General features: G+C 73.3%; 12 protein-coding genes and 2 pseudogenes. 6 read left to right on the plus strand and 8 right to left on the minus strand.

The window, feature by feature from the left end; all coding sequences use genetic code 11:
• Positions 1-264: 264 nt before the first annotated feature.
• The 3 genes from C2L58_RS41605 to C2L58_RS41615 all read right to left on the minus strand — a co-directional run bounded on the left by C2L58_RS41605 (position 265) and on the right by C2L58_RS41615 (position 6,953).
• Positions 265-3,660, minus strand: coding sequence for a polymorphic toxin type 44 domain-containing protein (locus tag C2L58_RS41605; protein ID WP_103343112.1), 3,396 nt, complete (start codon positions 3,658-3,660; stop codon positions 265-267).
• Between the two features lie 87 nt (positions 3,661-3,747).
• Entirely contained in the window at positions 3,748-5,811 is a 2,064-nt protein-coding gene (locus C2L58_RS48980; RefSeq protein WP_146073781.1) for an AbfB domain-containing protein, read from the minus strand.
• Positions 5,812-5,885: 74 nt separating this feature from the next.
• The gene (locus tag C2L58_RS41615; RefSeq protein WP_103343113.1) at positions 5,886-6,953 is read right to left on the minus strand and encodes a hypothetical protein; all 1,068 of its coding nucleotides are present in this window, start codon (positions 6,951-6,953) and stop codon (positions 5,886-5,888) included.
• A gap of 440 nt (positions 6,954-7,393) precedes the next feature.
• Between C2L58_RS41615 and C2L58_RS41620 the strand changes: the two genes are divergently transcribed.
• Positions 7,394-10,363, plus strand: a complete 2,970-nt coding sequence (locus C2L58_RS41620; protein ID WP_146073782.1) for a BTAD domain-containing putative transcriptional regulator — start codon at positions 7,394-7,396, stop codon at positions 10,361-10,363.
• A gap of 137 nt (positions 10,364-10,500) precedes the next feature.
• Here C2L58_RS41620 and C2L58_RS41625 read toward each other — a convergent pair whose 3' ends face one another.
• Entirely contained in the window at positions 10,501-11,655 is a 1,155-nt protein-coding gene (locus C2L58_RS41625; protein WP_103343115.1) for a glutathione-independent formaldehyde dehydrogenase, read from the minus strand.
• A gap of 418 nt (positions 11,656-12,073) precedes the next feature.
• Between C2L58_RS41625 and C2L58_RS41630 the strand changes: the two genes are divergently transcribed.
• The 3 genes and pseudogenes from C2L58_RS41630 to C2L58_RS41640 all read left to right on the plus strand — a co-directional run.
• Positions 12,074-12,532 carry a peptidase inhibitor family I36 protein gene (locus C2L58_RS41630; protein ID WP_233226222.1) on the plus strand — a complete coding sequence of 153 codons (459 nt, stop codon included), beginning with the start codon at positions 12,074-12,076 and terminating at the stop codon, positions 12,530-12,532.
• Positions 12,533-12,593: 61 nt separating this feature from the next.
• Complete coding sequence (locus C2L58_RS41635) at positions 12,594-13,469, plus strand: hypothetical protein (protein WP_233226223.1); 876 nt, start codon at positions 12,594-12,596, stop codon at positions 13,467-13,469.
• A 510-nt stretch (positions 13,470-13,979) separates the two neighbouring features.
• Positions 13,980-14,249: pseudogene (locus C2L58_RS41640) on the plus strand (response regulator transcription factor); the annotation flags it as partial.
• A gap of 143 nt (positions 14,250-14,392) precedes the next feature.
• Here C2L58_RS41640 and C2L58_RS41645 read toward each other — a convergent pair.
• The gene (locus C2L58_RS41645) at positions 14,393-16,396 is read right to left on the minus strand and encodes a glycosyltransferase family 4 protein (protein ID WP_103343117.1); all 2,004 of its coding nucleotides are present in this window, start codon (positions 16,394-16,396) and stop codon (positions 14,393-14,395) included.
• 56 nt (positions 16,397-16,452) lie between these two features.
• Here C2L58_RS41645 and C2L58_RS41650 point away from each other — a divergent pair, with 56 nt between their 5' ends.
• Together C2L58_RS41650 and C2L58_RS41655 are read left to right on the plus strand one after the other, a co-directional pair.
• Entirely contained in the window at positions 16,453-17,808 is a 1,356-nt protein-coding gene (locus tag C2L58_RS41650; protein WP_103343118.1) for a nucleotide disphospho-sugar-binding domain-containing protein, read from the plus strand.
• A gap of 157 nt (positions 17,809-17,965) precedes the next feature.
• Positions 17,966-18,817 carry a MerR family transcriptional regulator gene (locus C2L58_RS41655; RefSeq protein ID WP_103343119.1) on the plus strand — a complete coding sequence of 284 codons (852 nt, stop codon included), beginning with the start codon at positions 17,966-17,968 and terminating at the stop codon, positions 18,815-18,817.
• Here the strand turns inward: C2L58_RS41655 and C2L58_RS41660 are convergent.
• The 3 genes and pseudogenes from C2L58_RS41660 to C2L58_RS41670 form a co-directional block, all read right to left on the minus strand.
• Positions 18,782-19,093, minus strand: a complete 312-nt coding sequence (locus tag C2L58_RS41660; protein WP_103343120.1) for a DUF3099 domain-containing protein — start codon at positions 19,091-19,093, stop codon at positions 18,782-18,784. The two genes, C2L58_RS41655 and C2L58_RS41660, sit on opposite strands and share 36 nt — an antisense overlap.
• Positions 19,090-19,461: a hypothetical protein gene (locus tag C2L58_RS41665; RefSeq protein ID WP_103343121.1), complete on the minus strand. Its 372-nt coding sequence runs from the start codon at positions 19,459-19,461 to the stop codon at positions 19,090-19,092. Before C2L58_RS41665 ends, C2L58_RS41660 begins: the two co-directional genes overlap by 4 nt.
• Positions 19,458-19,694 (minus strand): annotated as a pseudogene (locus tag C2L58_RS41670) (cytochrome b); the annotation flags it as partial. The gene C2L58_RS41665 and the pseudogene C2L58_RS41670, both read right to left, overlap by 4 nt.

Consider the following 19,694-nt stretch of genomic DNA (forward strand, 5'->3'; position numbering starts at 1 on the left):
CGCCAGTTCCTCCCCCGGCGACCCGGCATCCGCCACGGCCGCCCCCAATGGCCCGCGGAGCACGACTGCCGCCGCGGGATACTGCCCGGCACTCCGCGCACGTCGTGCCCGGCTCGCCCGGGGGTCGGGAATTCTCGTCCCTCGCCCGCACCCTGCATCGGCCGAACCTCACACGCTCGTTACACCATCGCGTGAGAGGAAGCACACAGTTGCCAGCCGACCGCAGATCAGGTAAACGCCCTGGTCACACGCCCAGCACCGGGTTCAGCACCCCGGCGGACCGCATTCGATGATCTTCCCGTACTGCTCGAGCTGGCCGTACTTCTCCATGATCGCCTGCTGGACGTGCTCGGGCCGCAGCTCGCCCGGACCGTAGCGAGCCCGCAGATCGATGCCGATCTGGACGGCCACCTCGTCACCCAGGTCGGGTCGGTGGCCCGGCCCCGCGATGATGTCGGCGAGCTCGGAACCCCCGTGCAGCTCCTCCGCGGTCAACCCCGCGTCGATGCCGACATACCCGAAGTGGATGTTCGACCACACCTCGTAGCTGATCTTGCCGTTCGTGTCCGGGATCGGCGAGAACACGTCATTGCGCTCACGCATCCCGTAGTCGTGCAGGATCTTCTCCTTGTGGTCCCAGAGTCCGCCGGGCCGCACCCGCCACGCCCAGACGGTGTAGGCGAGCATCCGGCACGTAGGCCACGGCTTGCAGTCCCCGGACAGGAACGGCCGCATCTTTCGCACGTCGCTGGAGAAGGTGTTGAGGACCATCTCCTGGTACATCATCGAGTCGATCGAATCGAACTCCTTCCGGTGCTCCTGCTTGAACCGACGCACCGCGTCCTCCGTGCGGATGACGCTCTCCATCGCCTCCGCGGCGTTTTCCTCGGCGTGCTGGGCCACCAGCCCGGCCGCCCAGGCGTCGAGTTCGGCACGGTCGGCGGCCTCCGACGCCGCCGAAGCATCCACGGCGGCTTTGTCCGCCGCGGTCGTCGCGATCACCGCGTCCCGGCTCGCCGACGCGGCCGCGCCCCGGGCCACGGAGGCGTCCCGTTCGGCCACGGATGCCGCTTTCCCCGCGATGGCGGCGTCGGAACACGCCGAGTTGGCCGCGACCCTCGCCGCCCGCGCGTCCTCACGAGCCTGTGAGTCGGCCTGAGCCGCCCGATCGCCGGCCGCCCGCGCCGCGGCGCCGTCCACCGCCGCGTCCGCCGCCGCCTGGAGTGCGTCCGATGCGGACTGGGCGGCGCCGGCGGCCGAGCCGGCCGCATCGGCCGCCGCCCGGTAGGCGGGCGCGACCTCGGCCGCCGCCCGGGCCGCCGCTTCCCTGGCCGCGGCCGCCGCGGCCACCGCCTCGGTCGCCCGCGTCCGCGCCGCCTGCAACTGCTCCGCGGCGATTCCCCGGGCCTGGTTCGCCACGTCCACGGCGAAGTCGGCGGTGAGGTCGGTCCCGGTGAAGGGCGCGGCGAGGTGGATCGCGGTGTTGCCCGCGTCGGCGGTCGCTGCCGAAGTCCCCTTCGCCGAGTCCGCGGCCCGCAACGCGAGCCCGGCCTGCACGGACGCCACGGCCGCCTCGTTCGCCGCGGCCTGTGCTTCGGCCTTCGCGTACCCGGCGTCGGTCAAGGCCGTGACCGCGGCGGTGGCGGCCTGCTGCGCCAGCGAAACCGCGGTCTGCGCGGCTTCGGCGGACTTCGTCTCCTCCGCGGTGGCCGTCGCGGCCTCGGCCTCGGCCGCCAACGCGAACGAATGGGTCTCGGCCGCCTCGGCTTCGGCGCGGTTGGCGTCCGCGTTCGCCCGCGCCGCGGCCGCCTCCGCTTCCTGTGCGGCCGCCCTGGCCCGTTTCGCCGCCCGTGTCGCAGCGGACGCCGCCGCCCGTGCCTTGATCGCGGCGCCGTTGGCCGTGTTCGCCGCACCGCGCGCCGAGTGGGCCGCGTTCGCCGCCCGGTTCGCCTGACTCCGGGATTCCGTCGCGGCCGCCCGGGCGGCGTCTCCCGCGGGGCCGGCCGGCGCGGCCGCCGCGATCGCCTCGTCCCGGGACGCCCGCGCCCCGGCTTCGTCCATGAACGCCTCCGCGATCGCGGCCCCGTCGCGTGCCGCCGCCGAGTCGCGCTCGCTGGTCTGCGCGACGCCGAGCGCCGCTTCGGCGTTGCGTTCCTCTCCCTCGGCACGGGCCCGGGCATCCGCCGCGACCTGCGCCTGGGTCTGCGCCTGACCACGCGCTCGGCGGGCGACGACGGCCTGGTTCTGTGCGGTCACCCGCCCCGCCGCCGCCTTCCGGCCCTCGGCCTCGGCCCGCGCCCGGGCGGCCGCGGCGGTGCGCTGCTCGCGCTCGGCGTCCAACCGGGCCGCCCGGGTCCGGGCCGCGGCGGCCCACGCCGCCTGCTCAGCCTGTTCGGCGGCGATCCTGGCCGCCTTGGTCCGCTCGGCCGCGTCGCGGGCCGCGACGGCCTGCCGCTGTGCCGCGTCGGCGATCGCCGCGGCGGCACGCGCCTGTTCCTCGGCGTGTTCACGCCATTCCCGCGCCTTGTCCGCGCTCTTCTGCGCCTTGTCGTTCGCGTCGACGGCGAGCGCCGCGGCGACCGTGGCGTCGACGGCGTTCTTCGCCGTCTCCGCGGCCGAAGCGGCCGCGTCCGCCGAGGCTGACAGCGCGTTCGAGACCTGCGCCCACTGCGTCCCGTAGGTCAGCCCGGTATCGACGAGGACCTGCGAGTTCACCGTCGCGGTGGCCGCCGCCGCGCGAGCGTCCTGCGCGGCCTGCCCGGCGTACCCGAGCTGGCGCGTGACCTCCGCTGTCACCGCGTCGAACTGCCCCGGCCGGTAACCGCCCGCGCGGTCGGCGACGGAGATCTGCTCGGCCTGGCGCGCCTCCTCCGCCGCCGCGGTCATCGCGTTCGACGTCCGCTCCAGCGCCTTCACCGCGTTGCCATGGGCGACCATGATCCGCTGGCGGGCCTCCGCCGCCCTGGCGGCCTTCCTCGCCAGGTCGGACAGCGCTTCCGCGGCCTTGCGCGCCTCCTCCTGCTGCGTGAGCTGCCGCTCCCGCGCGTCGGCGTCCGATCTGGACGCCGCGAGGTAGCCGGTGGCCAGGTACTCCGCCATCCGCGCGGGGTCACCGGAGTCCAGCGCGGTCCGCGCGGTCCGCGCGACCTCCGGGCCGCCCGACCCGGCGAGCATCCGCACGCGCTGCAGGTTCTGCTCGGCGACGGCGGCCGCGTCCAGCTGAGCCTGCCGGTCCCGGTCGGCCGCGATGTCCTTGCCGTAGGCCAGGAACTGCTCCCGGTCGGTGTCCGACCCGCCCAGCACCCGGGTGACCTCGGCGTTGAAGATCGGCCCGCCGGTGCCCGCCATCGCCTCGATCGTCACGCGGTTCGCGGCGGCGACCCGGTCCTTGCGGGCCTGCGCCCGCCCCCTGGCCGCACTTTCCCCGGTGTTCAGGAACTCCACGACCGCCGTGGGCTCGGGACTGGCCAAAGCCGCCTTCGCCGCCTCGCGGACCTCCGGCTCGGGGTCGAGCTCGGAGATGTCCACCACCAGGTCACGCAGCCGCGGGTCCACTGTGGACGCACTCGCGGCCGTGACCGGCCGCGGTTCGGCGAACGTGCCGCCGCCCACCACCCCGGCGCCGAGAGCGAGCACAGCGGTCAGCACGACCGCCCGCACCGGCGAGAGTCTTCGCTTCTGGGACACATCAACCCCCCTGGTTGAAAGGCCTGGTACCACCGCGGCGGTACCAGGCCGTCGAAGCCGCTACGGAGTTCCCGGCGGGATCGTGCGGACGATCCAGGTCTGGACCTCCAGCGTCGTGGCGTTCCAGGTGATGTAGCCGCCCCGGAAATCACTGCGACGCCCGCCCGGGATGTCGTATTCGTCGCTCGTCGGGTAGCCGAGGTCGGACAGTTCCCAGCCCCGCCGCGCCCACGTGTCGCGAATCGCGCCGAGCACCCAGTGCGCACCGGTACGCGGCGACCAGTAGATCGACAGCTGCCGCTCGTCGTTGTAGTGCACGTACTGGCCGACGCCGTCCGGGCAGACCGTCTGGTCGATCTTGAGCGTGGCCGGGATCCCGCCGACGGTGTACCGGCCGAGCGCGTCGAACACCTGCGTGATCGCGCCGGAAAGCATCCGGACGTCGGTGCCTTCCTTCCAGTACAACCTGCCGCGCTGGTAGTCCCGGAACCGGACGCCGTTGTCGTACACCTCGGCGCTCACGGGGTCGCCGATCCGGCCGCGCAGCGCGTCGTCGTTGAGCCACCGGGAGGTGATCGGCGTGGTGATCTTCGGGTCGGGCTCGGTGACCTTCCAGGTGGTGTCGTCGGCGTACAACCGCGGGCTGTCCCAGGCGTTTTCCCCGCTGTCGCCGGCCGCGTACATCCGCGTTTCATAGTGCCGCAGGAAACGTCCCGGCAGGGCCTTCGACTCCAGCGAAACGTCGCTGCCGGCCGGCCCGGGCCGAGGGCACCACGTGGCGTCGCGCTTGAACTGGTCGGACCCGTCGCTCGCGACCAGCTGCACCCGGAATCCGTTCTGCCGCAGGTAACTGCCGACGTGCCCGGCGGACTCGAGGGAATAGCAGTTCGCGTCGGCGAGGCCGGGCACCACCTTCCAGGTGGCCGCGCCCAGCGGCGCGTCGGCGACCGTGCCGGGCGTCCCGGTGGCGGTGAAGGCGTCGCCGCCGTCGGTGCGCACGTACCGGCCGCGGAAGCCGGGCGTAGTGGTCATCAGCGACTGTTCGAGCACGGTGTACTGCGTCTCGGCGAGGAACTTCGTGACGTCGGCGGGAGTCCCGGCCAGTGCCGCGGCCGCCGCGGCGACCAGGCGCGGCCGCAGCCTGCCCGCCTCGGCCTTCGCCTTGATCTCCCGCGCCAGCTGCCGGTCCGCCTCCTCGCGGGCGGCCTTCTCCCTGGCCGCGTCACGCTTGTCGGCGTCGAAGATCCCGGTGTCGATGAACGCCTTCCACGTCGCCGGTTCGCCGCTGCGCAACGCGGCGTCGGCCGCGGTGGTGATCTCGGCGTGGCGCGGCTGCGCCAGTTCCGGCAGGTTCAGCAGCTGCCGGATGAAGTTGTCGTCGGTGAACACCAGCCAGCCTTCGGGCGCGACGATGCCGAGCACCGCGGCCGCGTTCTTCTTGGCCAGTTGCGCCGCGAGCTCGCGTGCGTGCGCTTCGCTTTCCTGGCGGGCCTTTTCGATGGCGTCGCGCTGGTCCTGCAGGTGCAGCTGGTAGATCGTGGTGTCGATGAACGTCTTCCACGCGGTGGCGTCGCCGCCCCACGCCGTCGCCGCGCCGTCCTTGACCTTCGGGCCGGTGGACCGGCGCCAGACCTGGTAGACGAAATTCTGGTCGTTGCCCTCGAGCATGGCCGTGTCCGCCGGGATTTCGGCGAAGGCCGCGGCCTTCTGCCGCGCGTCGCGCGCGAGGCGCGCCTCCTCCTGCCTGCGGGCGTACTCGATGTGGTCCCGGTCGACGAAACCGTGGATGCCGGTCCGGATGAACGCCGTGGCGTCCGGCGCGTCCGGAGTGTTCACCACGATCCGGTAGACGCGGTAGGCCTCGGCCTTGGTGAGCGGGTACTTGGCCGGGTCGATCCGGTCGTAGACCCGGAAGACGAAGTTCTTGTCGGTGAGCACCAGCCAGTCCTCGGTGGCCTCGCCCACCTCGATCGCGCGCACCGCGCGGACCTTCTCAACCTCGCTGGACTCCGGCACGGCGGTGGCCGCGGCGGCGGTCGCCGCCGCGTCGCCCGGCGCCGCGGCGTGGGCGGACGGGGCCAGCAGCGCGGCGATCGCCGTCATCGCCACGGCCCCGGCCGCCATCCGTCTGCAGTGGACAGTTGCCCGCATACTCGAGTCACCCCTCATGAGAAAGAAAACCTTGTCGGAAAGCGAACTCAGAGCGAGTCCGAAACTCGCTGCTCGCCGTCGAGCGCCTGCTGCGACAGCGCGGCCCAGTAGTCCACCTGGTGGGCGGTATCGTCGGTTTCCGACTGCCACGCCACCTCGGTGTCCTGCGCCGGCTGCAGGATCGACGTCCAGTTCGGCCCCTGCGCCGCCGTCGCCGCGAGCACCACGGCGTGCCAGTTCCCGGCCTGGCGCGCGGCGACCTCCCCCGCCTGCTCCCAGCCGGACCGCGCGGGCGCCGTCTGCGCCCCGACTTCCTGCCAGGCACGCACCGCGGCGGCCTTCGCCTGTGCCTTGGCCTCCTCGCCCGCCTCGCGGGCGGCGCGTTCGGCGGCCTCGGCGTCGGCGACCAGCCCGATGACGGCCGCGCGCCACCGCATGTTTTCGCCGGCCCGCCGTATCCGATACACCTCGAGGTCCAGCCGCGCGCCGGTGGTCCAGCCGTAGGCGAAGAACTCGACCAGATCGTCGTCGGTCGCGCCTTGGCGGAGGGCGTACGAGGCCGACAGGCGGACCTGCTCACCGGGGTCGTTCGCGGCCAGCGCAGCCACCGTTTCCCGGTCCCGCTGCAGCAGCGCGCGCTTCTGCTCGCCCACCGCGTCGCGGTAGACCCGGTCACGCGCCTTCGCGGCCTCGTAACCACTGCGCACGAACAGATCGCGCGCAGAGTCCGTCCCCCCGGAACCCAGCAGGCGCTGCGCCTCGGCGTGCACCTCCGGCGCGTACTCCGCGGTCGTCGTCTCGTAGACGCGGCGGACGAAGTCGAGATTGCGGGCGCGGCCTTCCTGCGCCCGGCTCACCGCGTAGTCGTACCCGGTGGCCAGGAACTCGGCGATCGCCGCGTCCGGCGCGCTGCTCACCAGCGCCGACCAAGCCGCCGTACGGACCGTGCTGTACGGGTGGGCACGCGCCAGATACCGCACCCAGACCCAGTCCGCCGACGGCGCCGCCGCCACGGCGGTCGTCCCCTGCCCCGCGTAGGCAGGGGTGACCCCCGTCGCGAGCAGCGCCATCGCCACCCCCAGTGCGCGCAGCAAGGCGCGCTTCCCCCCGGCCACCCCGATCTCCCCCCTCCGCCGCGACGCGACGGTTGCCGATCACCCCTGGGGACAGAGCTTAGGGACGACGGCACACCCGGGGCTGTAGTTCCGGCGACGCCCGTCGGCATGCCGATGACCTGCGCCGATCGACCGGTCGGGAGATCGGGAAGCCGTGCGGAGCGGCAATTGTGCCGGTGGCCGTTCAGGCTTTCCACCAGGTACGGGCCACCGGCGGCCGAGGCGGACGGCGAAGGGCTCCGCGAGCCACGGCGGCCGGCGGGACCTGCGCCGATTCGCCGGGCAAGCGACAGAAAACTGGCCGGGGAGAGGCGAAACCTCCGCCCCGCGTTCACGATCATTCCGGCGATCGGAGGTGTACCGGCGCATTCTGGAACAATAGGCTCAGGGCGCCCTGGGGGAAGGGTGAACGATCGAGGGGGAATTGCGCCATCGACGACTTGGGCAGAAGTCTGCGATCACGACGCCAGGCGGCGGGACTCACGCAGCGCCAGCTGGCCGACCGCGCGGGGATGAGCGTGCGGGCCGTGCGGTACCTGGAAAATGGCCGGACGCGGGCACCACGCTCGGCGTCGATGCGCCAGCTCGACGAGGTGCTCAACGCGCCGGGCCGGCCGGAGCAGACGCCGACCACCGTCGGCGTGCTCGGCCCGTTGAGCGTGCGGCACGGCGGCGAACCGGTGGACATCGGCGGCGCGAAAGCCGCCGCACTGCTCGGATTGCTCGCGCTGCACCCGAATACGGCCGTTTCACGCGACGAGATCGTGGACGTGCTGTGGGGTGAGCTGCCCCCGGCGTCGCACGCCCACCTCGTGCACACCTACGCCGGGCGGCTGCGGCGCAGGCTCGGCCAGGGGCCGCGGCTCGTCGCGGCGCGGGGCGGATACCTGCTTGCGGCCGAGCCCGGGCAGCTGGACCTGTTGCGATTCCTCGCACTCGCCGAGGACGGCGACGACGCCGAAGCGCTCGCGCTGTGGCGCGGGCCGGTGCTCGGTGGGGTGGACCAGCGGCTGCGCCAGCACCCGGCGGCGGTGGCGCTGGCCGCGCGGCGGGTGAAGTCGGCCCTGCGCTACGCCGACCTCGCGCTCGCGGAGGGACAGGCCGCCGACGTCGTCGCGGTGCTGCGGCCGTTGCTGGCCGACGAGCCGATGCACGAGGGCCTCCACGCGCGGATGGTGCTGGCGCTGGCCGGATCCGGGCAGCAGGTCGCCGCGCTCGGCCACTACGACGACGTGCGCGAGGCACTGGAGCACGACCTCGGCGTCGAACCCGGCGAGCAATTGCGTGCCGCGCACCTCAAGGTGCTGCGCGGGCAGGTGCCGGCGCGGCCCGCGGGCGAGCGGAACTGCCTGCCGCGCGACCTGCCGGACTTCACCGGGCGGCGCGCCGAGTGCCAGGCGCTGCTCGACGGCAGCGCCGGCGGGCTGGTCACCGCGATCGACGGGATGGCGGGCGTCGGCAAGACCACCTTGGCCGTCCACCTGGCCCACGAGCTGGCGCCCCGCTTCCCGGACGGCCGGCTGTTCCTCGACCTGCGCGCGCACTCGCCGGGCCGGCAACCGCCTTCCGCGCGGGACGCCCTGGAGAGCCTGCTGCGCCAGTTCGGCGTCGAAGGCGAGCGGATCCCCGAGCGCGTCGACGACTGTGCCGCGCTCTGGCGCTCGCTCGCGGCGGAGCGACGGCTGCTCGTCGTGCTGGACAACGTCGCCGACGCCGCGCAGCTGCGGCCGTTGCTGCCGAACGGGCGCCGCGGCTGGACCGTCGTCACGAGCAGGCGGCGCCTGGCCAGCGTCGAGGGTGTGCACCGGATCTCCCTGGACGTCCTCCCCCACGCCGACGCGGCGACACTGTTCGCTCGCGTGCTCGGCCGGTCCGTCGACGGGCAGGAGGACGAAGTCGCCGAAGTCCTGCGGTTGTGCGGGTTCCTGCCGCTGGCGGTGCGGATCGCGGCGGCGAAGGCGCGGGCTCATCCGTCGTGGACGGTCGGGCACCTGGCCGAACGGCTGCGCGACGAGCACCGGCGGCTGAGCGAGCTGCGCGTCGACGATCGCAGCGTCGAGGCCGCGTTCGGGCTCTCCTACGACCTGCTGGGCCCGGAGCAGCAGCGGATGTTCCGGCTGCTCGGCGAGTGTCCCGGCAGCGACTTCGACGCCTACGCGGCGGCCGCGCTCGCGGGTATCGGGCGCGCGGCCGCCGAGGAGATCCTCGACGAGCTGCTCGCCGCACATCTGCTGCTCGAACCCGTGCCGGGGCGGTTCCGGTTCCACGACCTGCTGCGGCAGTTCGCACGGGCGGCGGCGCTGCGCGACGAGGGCGAGCGCGCGCAAGCCCGGCTCGTCGGCTACTACCTGCACGCGGCCGCGCGGTCCGCGGACCTGCTGGAACCGACGCGGCGACGCTGGGACCCCGGCCCCGAACCGGAGGTGCTGCCGGAGTTCGCCGGTCCCACGGACGCCGTCGGCTGGCTGGCGGCCGAACACGAGAACCTCGTGTCGGTGATCGCGGCGGCGTCCGATCGCGGCTGGTGGGAGCAGTGCTGGCGGCTCGCGCAATGCCTGTGGCGGTTCTTCTTCGTGCGTGGGCACCTGCAGGACTGGATCTTCACGCACCGGCTCGCGCTGGCGGCGGCGCTGCGGACGGGAGACCTCCGGGCGCGCGCCGAGATCCGGAAGAACCTGGGCCTGGCGCACTGGCGGCGTGCCGACTTCGACGAAGCGCTGGACCACCACCACCGCGCACTGGAGCTCGACGAGCGCGAAGAGGACGTCTGGGGCCAAGCCAAGACGCACAACCACCTCGGTTTCATCCACTCGCGGATGGGCCACCACGACCAGGCGATCCACCACCAGCGTCAGGCGGTGGTGCTGTACCACGAAGCGCGCGACGACTGCGGGCAGGCGCGGGCCCAGATGGGGTTGGGCAACGCGTATTACCACGCCGGGCGGATCGGCGAGTGCTGCGCGTGGTTCACACGCGCGGTGGATCTCGCCCAGCGCGCGTCGGACCACTGGGGGCTGGGGCTGGCACTGATCGGTTTCGGTTTCGCCCTGGGGGCGGCCGGGCGGCCGCACCTCGAACAGGCGCTGGCGCTGACGCACGCGATCGGCGACCGCTGGAGCGAATGCCTGGCCCTGACCGGCCTCGGCATCTGCGACCACCTCGGCGGTGCGACCGGCCCGGCGCTCGACCGGCTACGCGAGGCGGTCTCCTTGGCACGGGAGACCGGGGATCGCTGGGGCCTGCGGCTGGCGCTTTCGGCGCTGGGACGGGTGCTGTCCGGCCTCGGCCGTGACGAGGACGCGCTGGCCGCGCACGAAGAAGCGCTCGCCCTGACCCGGGAGCTGCGCAACCTGCCACTGGAGGCCGAGGTGCTGGCGGACCTCGCCGCCGCCCGCCCGACGCGGCCGTGACCGTGCGCGCCGGGCGGCCTCGCTGACGACGGCGAACGGTTGCGTGTCGACCGGGCGGGCATCGGTTCCGCTCCCGACGCCGGGGCGTGCCGGCACCGGCCGGGAGGTCGGCGCCGGCGATCCGGCTTCCCGTCTTGTCAGGCACCCGCCATCGCCGGGTGCAGGACGACCTTCGTCCAGCCGTCGTCTCGCTTGTCGAAGTGCTCGTAGGCCTCCGGCGCGCGGTCGAGGGGCAGCTCGTGGCTGACGATGAACGACGGTTCGGCCTTGCCCCCGGCGATCAGGTCGCGCAGCTGCCGGTTGTACTTCTTGACCGGCGCCTGGCCGCTGCCGATGTGCTGGCCCTTGAACCAGAACATGCCGTAGTCGAAGGCGAGTTTGCCCTGCTTGGCCAGCTCGTCCTCGGCCCCGGGGTCCTGGGGCACGAACACGCCGACGTTGCTGATCCTCCCGGTGAAGCGCACCGACGCGACCAGCCGGTTCATCGTCAGGTTGGCCTTCTCCTGTCCGTCGGGTTCGTGCGCCTGGTAGCCGACGCACTCGCAGCCGTTGTCCGCACCCAGCCCGATCGTCTCGTCCAGCACGGCCTGCACCGGGTCGACCTTCGAGTCGTCGATGGCGATCGCGCCGATCGATTCCGCCAGCCGCAGCCGGTCGGGGCGCCGGTCGACGACCATCACCTTGCCCGCCCCGCGGATGGTCGCCGAGAGCGCGGCCATCAGCCCGACCGGGCCGGCGCCGTAGATGACCGTCTGGTCACCGGGCTGCACGCCGGCCATCTCGGTGGCGTGGTAACCGGTCGGGAAGATGTCGGCGAGCATCACGTAGTCGGTCTGACGCTGCTCGGCGTCCTCACCCAGCCGCAGGCAGTTGAAGTCACCCCAGGGCACGCGCAACAGCTCGGCCTGTCCACCGGCGTACGGGCCCATGTCGGCGAAGCCGTACGCGGCACCGGCCATCTTCGGCTCGGGCTGGGCGGTCAGGCAGTAGTTCGTCAGCTGACGCTCGCAGTTCTTGCAGTGCCCGCACGCGATGTTGAACGGCAGGACGACCCAGTCGCCCACCCGGACCTTGTCGACCCCGGAGCCGACCTCGACCACCTCACCCAGATTCTCGTGCCCGAACCAGCGACCGGTCTCGAAGTCGGTCCGGCCCTCGTACATGTGCAGGTCCGAGCCACAGATGTTCGCCGACGTGATCCGCACCAGGACGTCGGTCGGCCGCTCGATCCGCGCGTCCGGCACATCCTTGACACTGACCTGCCGCGGACCCTCGTACACCACTGCCTTCATCACTGTCTCCTTTGTCGTAGCTGCCTGCGGGGCCGGATGTCCCCCGGAGAACCCGCTAAACCACGACCGACCCCGGCCGTTCGGACGTGTTCGATGGGTGGGTTAGCCGGCAGGCCGAGGGGTAGCCGCCCAGGATCGGAGGTGCCCCGGGACGTGGCACACCAGGCCGGTGACCGGGCGCACGAACGGGAGACGCCGTGGCATTGACAGCAGCTCGAGCAGGTCCGCACCACCGGTGACCGGACGAGCCGCTGGTGGTGACGGCCGCATTGGACAGAGGACGCGCCGGACCGGCTCATCCCCGATTCCCCGGCGATGCCGGTTACTCCACTCGGGTTCTCCCCCGCGCGCGGCCTCAACCCCGCTCCGGTTCGGGCGTGAAGGCCAGGGCAGGACCCACTATCGAGGGAGGACCATGATGTCGAAGGTGCGGAAAACCGCGATCGGCGCCGTTCTGGCCGCGGCGGGGCTCATCGCGGCCCCGGCCGCCCAGGCGGCGGCCGCGAGCCCGGCGGCGAGCTCGGCCTGCCCGGGCTACCACTTCTGCTTCTACTTCAACAGCGACTACGGTGGCGCCCACGCCGACTACCTGCTCTCCGACGGCAACCTCGGCGACGAACTGTTCAACAAGGCCGGCACCACCACCAGGGGCTTGGGCGTCCAGGTGAAGAACAACGCCGCGTCGGTGCACAACAACTGGGCCTTCCCCGCGACGGTCTACTACAACAGCGGCTGCAACGGCAGCGTCGCCTCGCAGACGTTCGGCGCGTACTCCTCCGGCAACTTCAACTCCACCATGAAGAACCAGAACGCGAGCTTCAAGTGGGTGGGGAGCACCGGCGGCGCTTTCGACTGCGCGAACCGCGATCAGTTCTAGCCGCACGGATCGGGGCCGCGCCGGAGAGGCGCGGCCCCGATCGCGACCCGGAGGTCCAGCCGTGGCCACACTCAGTCGCCTGGCCGCGTCCGCCGCAGTGCTGGCGGTCGCCGCCGCCTGCTCGGCGGCGCCCGCCGCGACGACCGACTTCGGTGCGGCCGACCTCGCCGCCGCGCTCGGAAAGGTCCCCCGCGACCTGTCGGCCGTGCACGGCCTCGATCTCCCGCTCGACCGGTCGCAGCTCACGCCGATCGAGGAACTGGAAGTCGTCAAGGCACGCAACACGGTGATGGAACGCTGCCTCGCCGCTCGTGGGCTCGTGTTCACCTTCCCGCCGGTCGATCCCGTGCGGGACGCCGCCAAGCCGAGGCGGCACGGTCTTGTCGACGTGGCCGAGGCGGCGGCGTACGGCTACCGCGAGCCGGCCGTGTTCACCCGGCGCGCCGCCGGCGTGCCGGAACAGCCATCGCCGGGCGTCGTCGCGATGATCACCGGCAGGAGCGACCGTCACGACGTCCCGTCCGGCGGCTGTGCGGGTGAGGCGGACCGCGCCCTCGCACCCGATGCGAAGCCCGGGCAGGAACCGGTGAGTTTCGGGTTGAGTCAACGGAGTTACGAGATCACCCGGACCACCCCGCCGGTGACCGCGGCCGCGGCGGCGTGGTCGCGGTGCATGGCCGAGGCCGGTTTCCGGTACCGCGACCCGCAAGCCGCGATCGGCGACCCCGCGTTCGGTGCCGGCCGTGCGTCGGCACACGAGATGGCCGTCGCCACCCGGGACGTGCGGTGCAAGGAACGGACCGATTGGGTCCGGACGTGGGTCGCGGTCGAGCGGGTGGTGCAGGAAGCGCTTGTGTCGCACCACACTGCCGACCTGACACGCGAGCAGCAGCACAAGGAATGGCAGCTGGCCGCGACCCGCAAGATCACCGGGTGACGGCACTTCGGGGATGGCAGGGGACAGAACAAGGACAACATCAGCAACCGTTCACGAAGTAGGTTGGCCGTTTCTACAGTAGCCACATGTCGTATCCCGAGATCCCACGGCGGTGGAACCCCCGTGAGGGGACGCCGGACGAGGAGCTCGCGGGTCCGCGGCAGGTGATCCACGTCGAGAGCGGATTCGGATACGGGGTTGTCGGCGCGGACATCCACGTCTTCGGCGACGGGGTTTCCCTGTACCTGCTGGAGAACTGGTCCCCCGGATCGCCGGCGAATGCCGATTTTCTGCGGGAGCTGCCCAGCCGCATGCTGAATTCCCGGTACGCGGTCGTCCCGTTCACCGGGCGGCAGGAGGAACTCGATCAGCTGCACGAATGGCGGCAGGCTCGCTTACCGGTGGCCGCACGGCCCAGGCGGGCAAGGCAAAACCCGGCTCGCGGCCCAGTTCGCGGCCGACAGCACGGCCGCGGGCTGGAAGGTCGTCACGGCCACGCACGGCCCCGGCACCGCGGTCATCCGGACCCTGCACGCGGGCAAGCGCTGGATCGACCCGGACGTCTCGGCGCTCGCCGTCGTCGACGACTGCCCGCTGACCGAACGCGAGCTCGACGTTCTGCGCGCGACGCGCGAGGGGTACTCGGTGGCCGACATCGCGGGCCGGCTGCACCTGGCCGAGGGCACGGTGCGCAACTACCTGTCCAACGCGATGCAGAAGACCCAGACCCGCACCCGCCACGAAGCGGCCCGCTACGCCCGCGAGCACGACTGGCTGTAACCCTGATTCGAGCCGGTCAACGTCAGCCGCGCCGCGCTCGTCTGCTGACGGCGGCGGTGCGGGTCGCCGTCCGGATCACGCCACACCGAATGCGTGGTCGGCCTGCCGCTGCGTGTCATCGGACCCGACGAGCAGCCGCGGGCTCACGGCGCCGGCCTCCGGGGTTCGTGGCTCGTTCGCCGGTAGACCTCGGCGAAGCGGGCGGCGACCTGGGTGATGCCGAACCGGTGCCGGACCGTGTCGCGGCCGGCGGCCGCGGCCGCGCGCGCTCGCACCGGGTCGTCGGCGGCGGTGCGGACGAACGCACTCAGGTCGTCGCCGAACGCTTCGAGACCGGACGTGTCGGCCAGCAGGCCGTTGCGGCCGTGGTCGATGTAGTGCCGGAGCCCGCCGCGGCGCGGGCCGAGGACGAGCAGGCCGGCTTCCATGGCTTCGAGGATCGCGATGCCGAACTCCTCCTTGCGGCTGGGACAGACGTAGAGGTGGGGCGAGGGAGCGGGAAGCAGGCGGGTGAGCCCGTGCTCGAGCAGCCGGACGTCGTCGTTGCCGAGCGCCCCCAGCACAGCCAGGCGACCGGCCGCCCGCGGGTGCGCCCGGTGCAGGGCGAGGATGCGCGCCAGCACCTGGGCTTCTTCCTCGGTCGGACGGGCGGTGTCGCCCCCGACGAGCACCAGCGCCGCCCGCCGGTGGAGGCCGCGCGTGAGCCAGGCTTCGACCAGGAGGTCTTGCTGCTTGACCGGGTGGAGCCGGCCCACCGACAGCACGGCCGGCAGGCCGCGTGCGTCCGGGCCGAGCCGGGGCAACCGGTCGTCCGGCGCGAACAGGGAGCCGACGAGCTGCTGCTGCCGGGCCTCGTCGGCGGCGACCCGGGGCAGCTCCGGGATCCCTTCGGCCAGGGACTCCGGTTCCGGGCGTCCGCGCAACGCCGGGAAGTACGCGGGCAGTTCACCCGGCGGACGTCCGGGCAGGCCGAGCAGCGTGTCCGCCCCGGCCACCAGCCGGTCGGCTGCGTACACGCGGTGCAGGTCGAACCGCGCACTCGCCGGGGATTCGGCGCTGGTGGGCCGGTGCCGCTCGGCGAGCGAGCGGTGCGGGTCCGCGGTCAAGGTGAAGACGGTCCGGGCGCCGAGCGCGGTGGCGGCGTCGGCGATGGCCAGCGATCCGTCGTCGGCGTACCGGACGTGCACGACATCGGGGTGACAGCCGGACAGCCACAGCAGCCGCCGCGCCAGGAACGTGATCGCCGCGCGGTGCCGGGACAGCCGGAGCTGGGACGGCGCAGCAGGAGCGTCGACCGGTACCCGCAGCACGACGTGCCCGTCGCCGTCGGTGTCGGCCAGCGTGGGGCGGGCGGCGAGTTCGTCGTGCCCGGCCAGCGTCAGGGTGACCACGCGGGCGATGCCGTCCTGCTGCGGCAGAGCCTTGCCGAGGTGCCGCAGGAGCACGGTCAACCCGCCGCTCGCTCCGGCGCCGGGCTGGTCGAACGAGCCCAGCAGCATCGACTGGGCCACGACCAGCCCGTCGCGCCGGGCGTGCGGCACCGTCCACAAAGGTGCGCCGGCCGGCATCGCGCGGCACACTGCCGCCAGTACCCGTTCATACGGGTCTTCAGCACGCTCTCGCGTGATCGCCCCGCCGTGCCGGGCGAGGTACCGCCACCCGGCGTGCCGCAGCGCACGGTCGTGCTCGGCGCCCTCGACCACCGCACCGGCCGGGATGCCGCCGACGGCGTGCCGCTCGGCCAAGTCCAGCAGCAGCACGCGACGGCGTGGCGGTGCCGTGCCGAAGGCGGCGCGGATCGCCGCGCCCGCGGCCACCGGGCCGTGCGCGGTGGCCGCGGCGGAAAAGAGATCCAGGACCACGGAAGCGATCAGGTCCGCGAGCACGCCGTCGGCTTCGGGGACGGCGGCCAGCACGTCGGCGGGCGGCGGAGGATCCGACGCCCGGGCGAAGGCCCGCAACTCGGCCAGCACGGAGTCCGCGTCGGCCGCCGCCGGGCCGGCACCGGCGTATTCGACCAAGGCCGGGACGCCGAACGCCGGGTGAAAGCCGCGCCGGACCTCGTCGACCCGGGCCAGGTCGGTGTCGTGGCGCAAGTCCCGCAACGCCGTCAGCGCGTCGGCGGGGGCGGTGTCGTGGATGATCACGGCAGTACCTCGTGCGATAGGGCCGCCGGACCGGCGGCGACGACAGGGAGAACGGGATGCCGGAACCGCGGATCGTGGTGGTGAGCCCGCCGTTCGCCTCGCACGCCCAGCCCCTCGCCACGGTGGCGGCGGCGCTCGCGGCCGAGGGCGCGGACGTCACGTTCGCGTGCGACCCCGCGTTCGCGGACCTCGCCGCGCGACGGCGGCTGCGGTTCGAGCCGCTGGGCTTCGGCGACAACGCCAACACCGGCATCGCCGAGCGCACCCGCCAGCAGGCCGCCGGCGCCCGGCGGCTGACCGAGTTCCTCGACGCGACCCGCGCGGGTGCCGTGCCGGCGCTGCTGGCCCAGGCGCGGCACCGCCGGGCGGACATGCTGCCCGACCCCGCCGGCGTCCACGCCGCGGTGCGGCGCCTGGACGACCGGCTGCGTCCGGACTGGTACCTCGTCGACCAGCTGGCCTACGCGGTCACGCTCGCGCTCTGTGCGCTGAACCGGCGGTGGGCGGCGTTCTGCCCGGGCCACCCCGGCTACGTGCTCGACGGCCCGGGCCGGTTCTTCGGGCTGCCGCCCTACTGGCCGGACGCGATCACGCCCCCGGCCGCCGAACTGGCGGCCCTGCGGACCGAAGCGGAGGCCAACGACCGCCTGTTCACCGAGCTGTTCACCGGTTTCCTCGCCGGGCACGCTCCCGGCCGGCCGGCACCGCGCAGTGCGTTCGGCCTGACCTCGTCCGAGGCCGTGCTGTTCAACTACCCCGAGCTGCCGTGGCTGCCGCCGTTGCCGGCCGGACCGGAGCTGCTGTTCGCCGGGCACTGCAGTGACGTCGGCGAGGCCGAGCTGCCACCCGGGTGGCGTGACCGCGTCGGGCAGCTGACCGACGGCGGGCGACGCCGGCTCGTCCTCGTCTCGTTCGGCACGTTCCTCTCCGCCCGGGACGACGTGCTCGCCACCGTCGTCCGCGGCGCGGCCCGGCTGCCGGACGTCTCGGTGCTGGTCTCGGCCGGGAACCGGGCCGGAACCCTGCGGACGGCTTTCGCGGACCGGCGCTGGATCGAGGTCCTCGACCACGTGCCACAACGAGCGCTCCTCCCGAGCGCCTCCTTGGTCGTGCACCACGGCGGCAACAACACGTTCACCGAGTGCCTGGCCGCCGGGGTGCCCGCGATCGCGTTGCCGTTCTCCAGCGACCAGTTCGCGGTCGCTCATGATCTCGAACGCATTCCGGCGGGCCGCGTGCTCGATCCGCACCGCCTGACCCCGGCCGTGGTCACGGAGGCCACGGCCTCGGTGCTGTCGTCCGGCGGGCGCGTGCGCGAGGCCGTCGCGCCTCTGCTCGCGTCAGGTGGGCCGAAGACCGCGGCGCGGCGGCTGCTCGAAGCCATGGACCACCCTCCGAATATAGTTTCATAATCGATGCAAAGCTAGCGCTTGTTGCGCGTGATCGCCGCACTCGCCGCCAATTTCGGCTCATTTGCATCGCATATGAATCGCCATTGCGTACTGGGACGTGCGGACCGGCAGCGAGTAGTGTGATGCGGAATGCGTTCAGCCGGAGCCGGGAGAGCGAGTGAGCGGCACACCCGAGGGGCGGTCCCTCACCTCGAGCGAGGTCGCGCGGACCCTCGGGGTCTCGCAGGTGACGCTGCGGACGTGGGAGCAGCGGTACGGCATCGGCGCCTCGGACCGGGAGGAGAACGGACGGCGGCGGTACACCTCCGACGACGTCGAGCGGCTGCGGCGGATGCGGGCGCTCCAGGCGCAGGGCACCCGGGCCCGCGAAGCCGCGGAGCTGGTGCTGTCCCGGACGGCCGCGGAGACGACCGTGAAACTGCGGCGGCAGCGGATCGCCGAGGCCGCCGAACTCCTCGACGTCGCCACCATGGGCGACCTGGTCGGCGACGCGCTCGTGAGCCTCGGTGTGGCGAAGTCGTGGACCGAGGTCGTCGCGCCGGTCCTGCGGGCCATCGGGGAGCGCTGGGCACAGGCGGGCGACCGCAACGCGATGGCCGCGGAATGGGCGCTGGCCGCCGCGGCCTCGGCGGCGCTGGACCGGCTGCGCGCACCGGTGCCCGCGCGGGCCGGCCGCGGCCCCGCCCTGTTCGTCTGCGGGCCGGCGGAACGGCACGAACTGCCGGTCAAGATGCTCAGCGCGGCGCTGGGCGACGACGGCGCCCCGGCGATGTTCCTCAGCGGCCTGGTGTCGATCGACGTCCTGCGGGTGGTGGCCGGCCGCTACGCGCCGAGTGCGGTGGTGGTGTGGTCGATGACGTCGCCGTCCGCGGACGTGCGAACCTTGCGCACCCTGCACGCCGAGGGCATCCCGGTCCGCCCGGCGGGTCCGGGGTGGCGCGGGATGCCCACGGTCGGCGAGCCGCTCCCGCCGTCATTCTCCGAGGCCTTGGCGTCGTTCGGCGGCTGACCGCGGCAGTCCGGGGCGCGGCCGCGGCCGGAAGCGGCTGATCCGTTCGGTGCGGCGCGCCGGGACGTCGTTGGCGATCAGCACCGCGGCCCACGGCAGCGGCACGGAGATCGCCAGGAAAGCCAGGGCCAGCCACCCGACGTGCGCGGTGAGCCCGGCGAGCACCAGGCACGGGATGCGGCAGGCCATCATCACGACGTACTTGCGGCGGCGCCGCGCGAGCTGTTCGTCGGCCGACGGGGCGGCCGTGGTGATCAAGGCGGGGCTTCGGCTCACGGAGCACTCCCGAGTCGGACGGACAGCACGGCCAGCGGCCCGATGCCGTTCTGCACCAGCGAAAGCAGCACCGCGGGCAGGCTCCCGGGCGAGTGCACCGCGGCCGCCCAAGCCGACCCGGCGAGCAGCAGCCCGGCGAGCACCACCGCGACGGTGATCGCGCTGCGTCGCAGCCGCGGGTCGCGAAGGTCGACGATGGTCAGCGCCAGCGCCGCGTGGACGACGAGAGCCGCCGCCGCGCCCAGCGCCGGCCAGTCGAAGGGCAGCCGGGTGAAGCCGGCCGCCGTCGCCCCCGCGGACCCGGCGGCCGTGGCGACCGCGCACCACCCGGCGAGCCGGGCCCGCGCGACGGGCGCGACGGTGGTCATCGCCGTCCCCGGTCCAGAGCCCGGGTTTCCGCCGGCGGGTCCGGGGTCAGCAACGAGCCGGGGACCGCCTGGCCGGCCGAGCCCAGCTTGTTCATCTTCTTCGGCACGGGCGCGCCCTGGTATTCGAGCGGGGCGGCGGCCAGCGGCTGGTGGATCTCGACGAACTCACCGTGCGGCAGCCGCTTGATGATGCCCGTCTCGACGCCGTGCTCCAGCACCTCGCGGTCGGCCCG

The sequence above is a fragment of the Amycolatopsis sp. CA-126428 genome (assembly GCF_002904335.1).
Taxonomy (GTDB): domain Bacteria; phylum Actinomycetota; class Actinomycetes; order Mycobacteriales; family Pseudonocardiaceae; genus Amycolatopsis.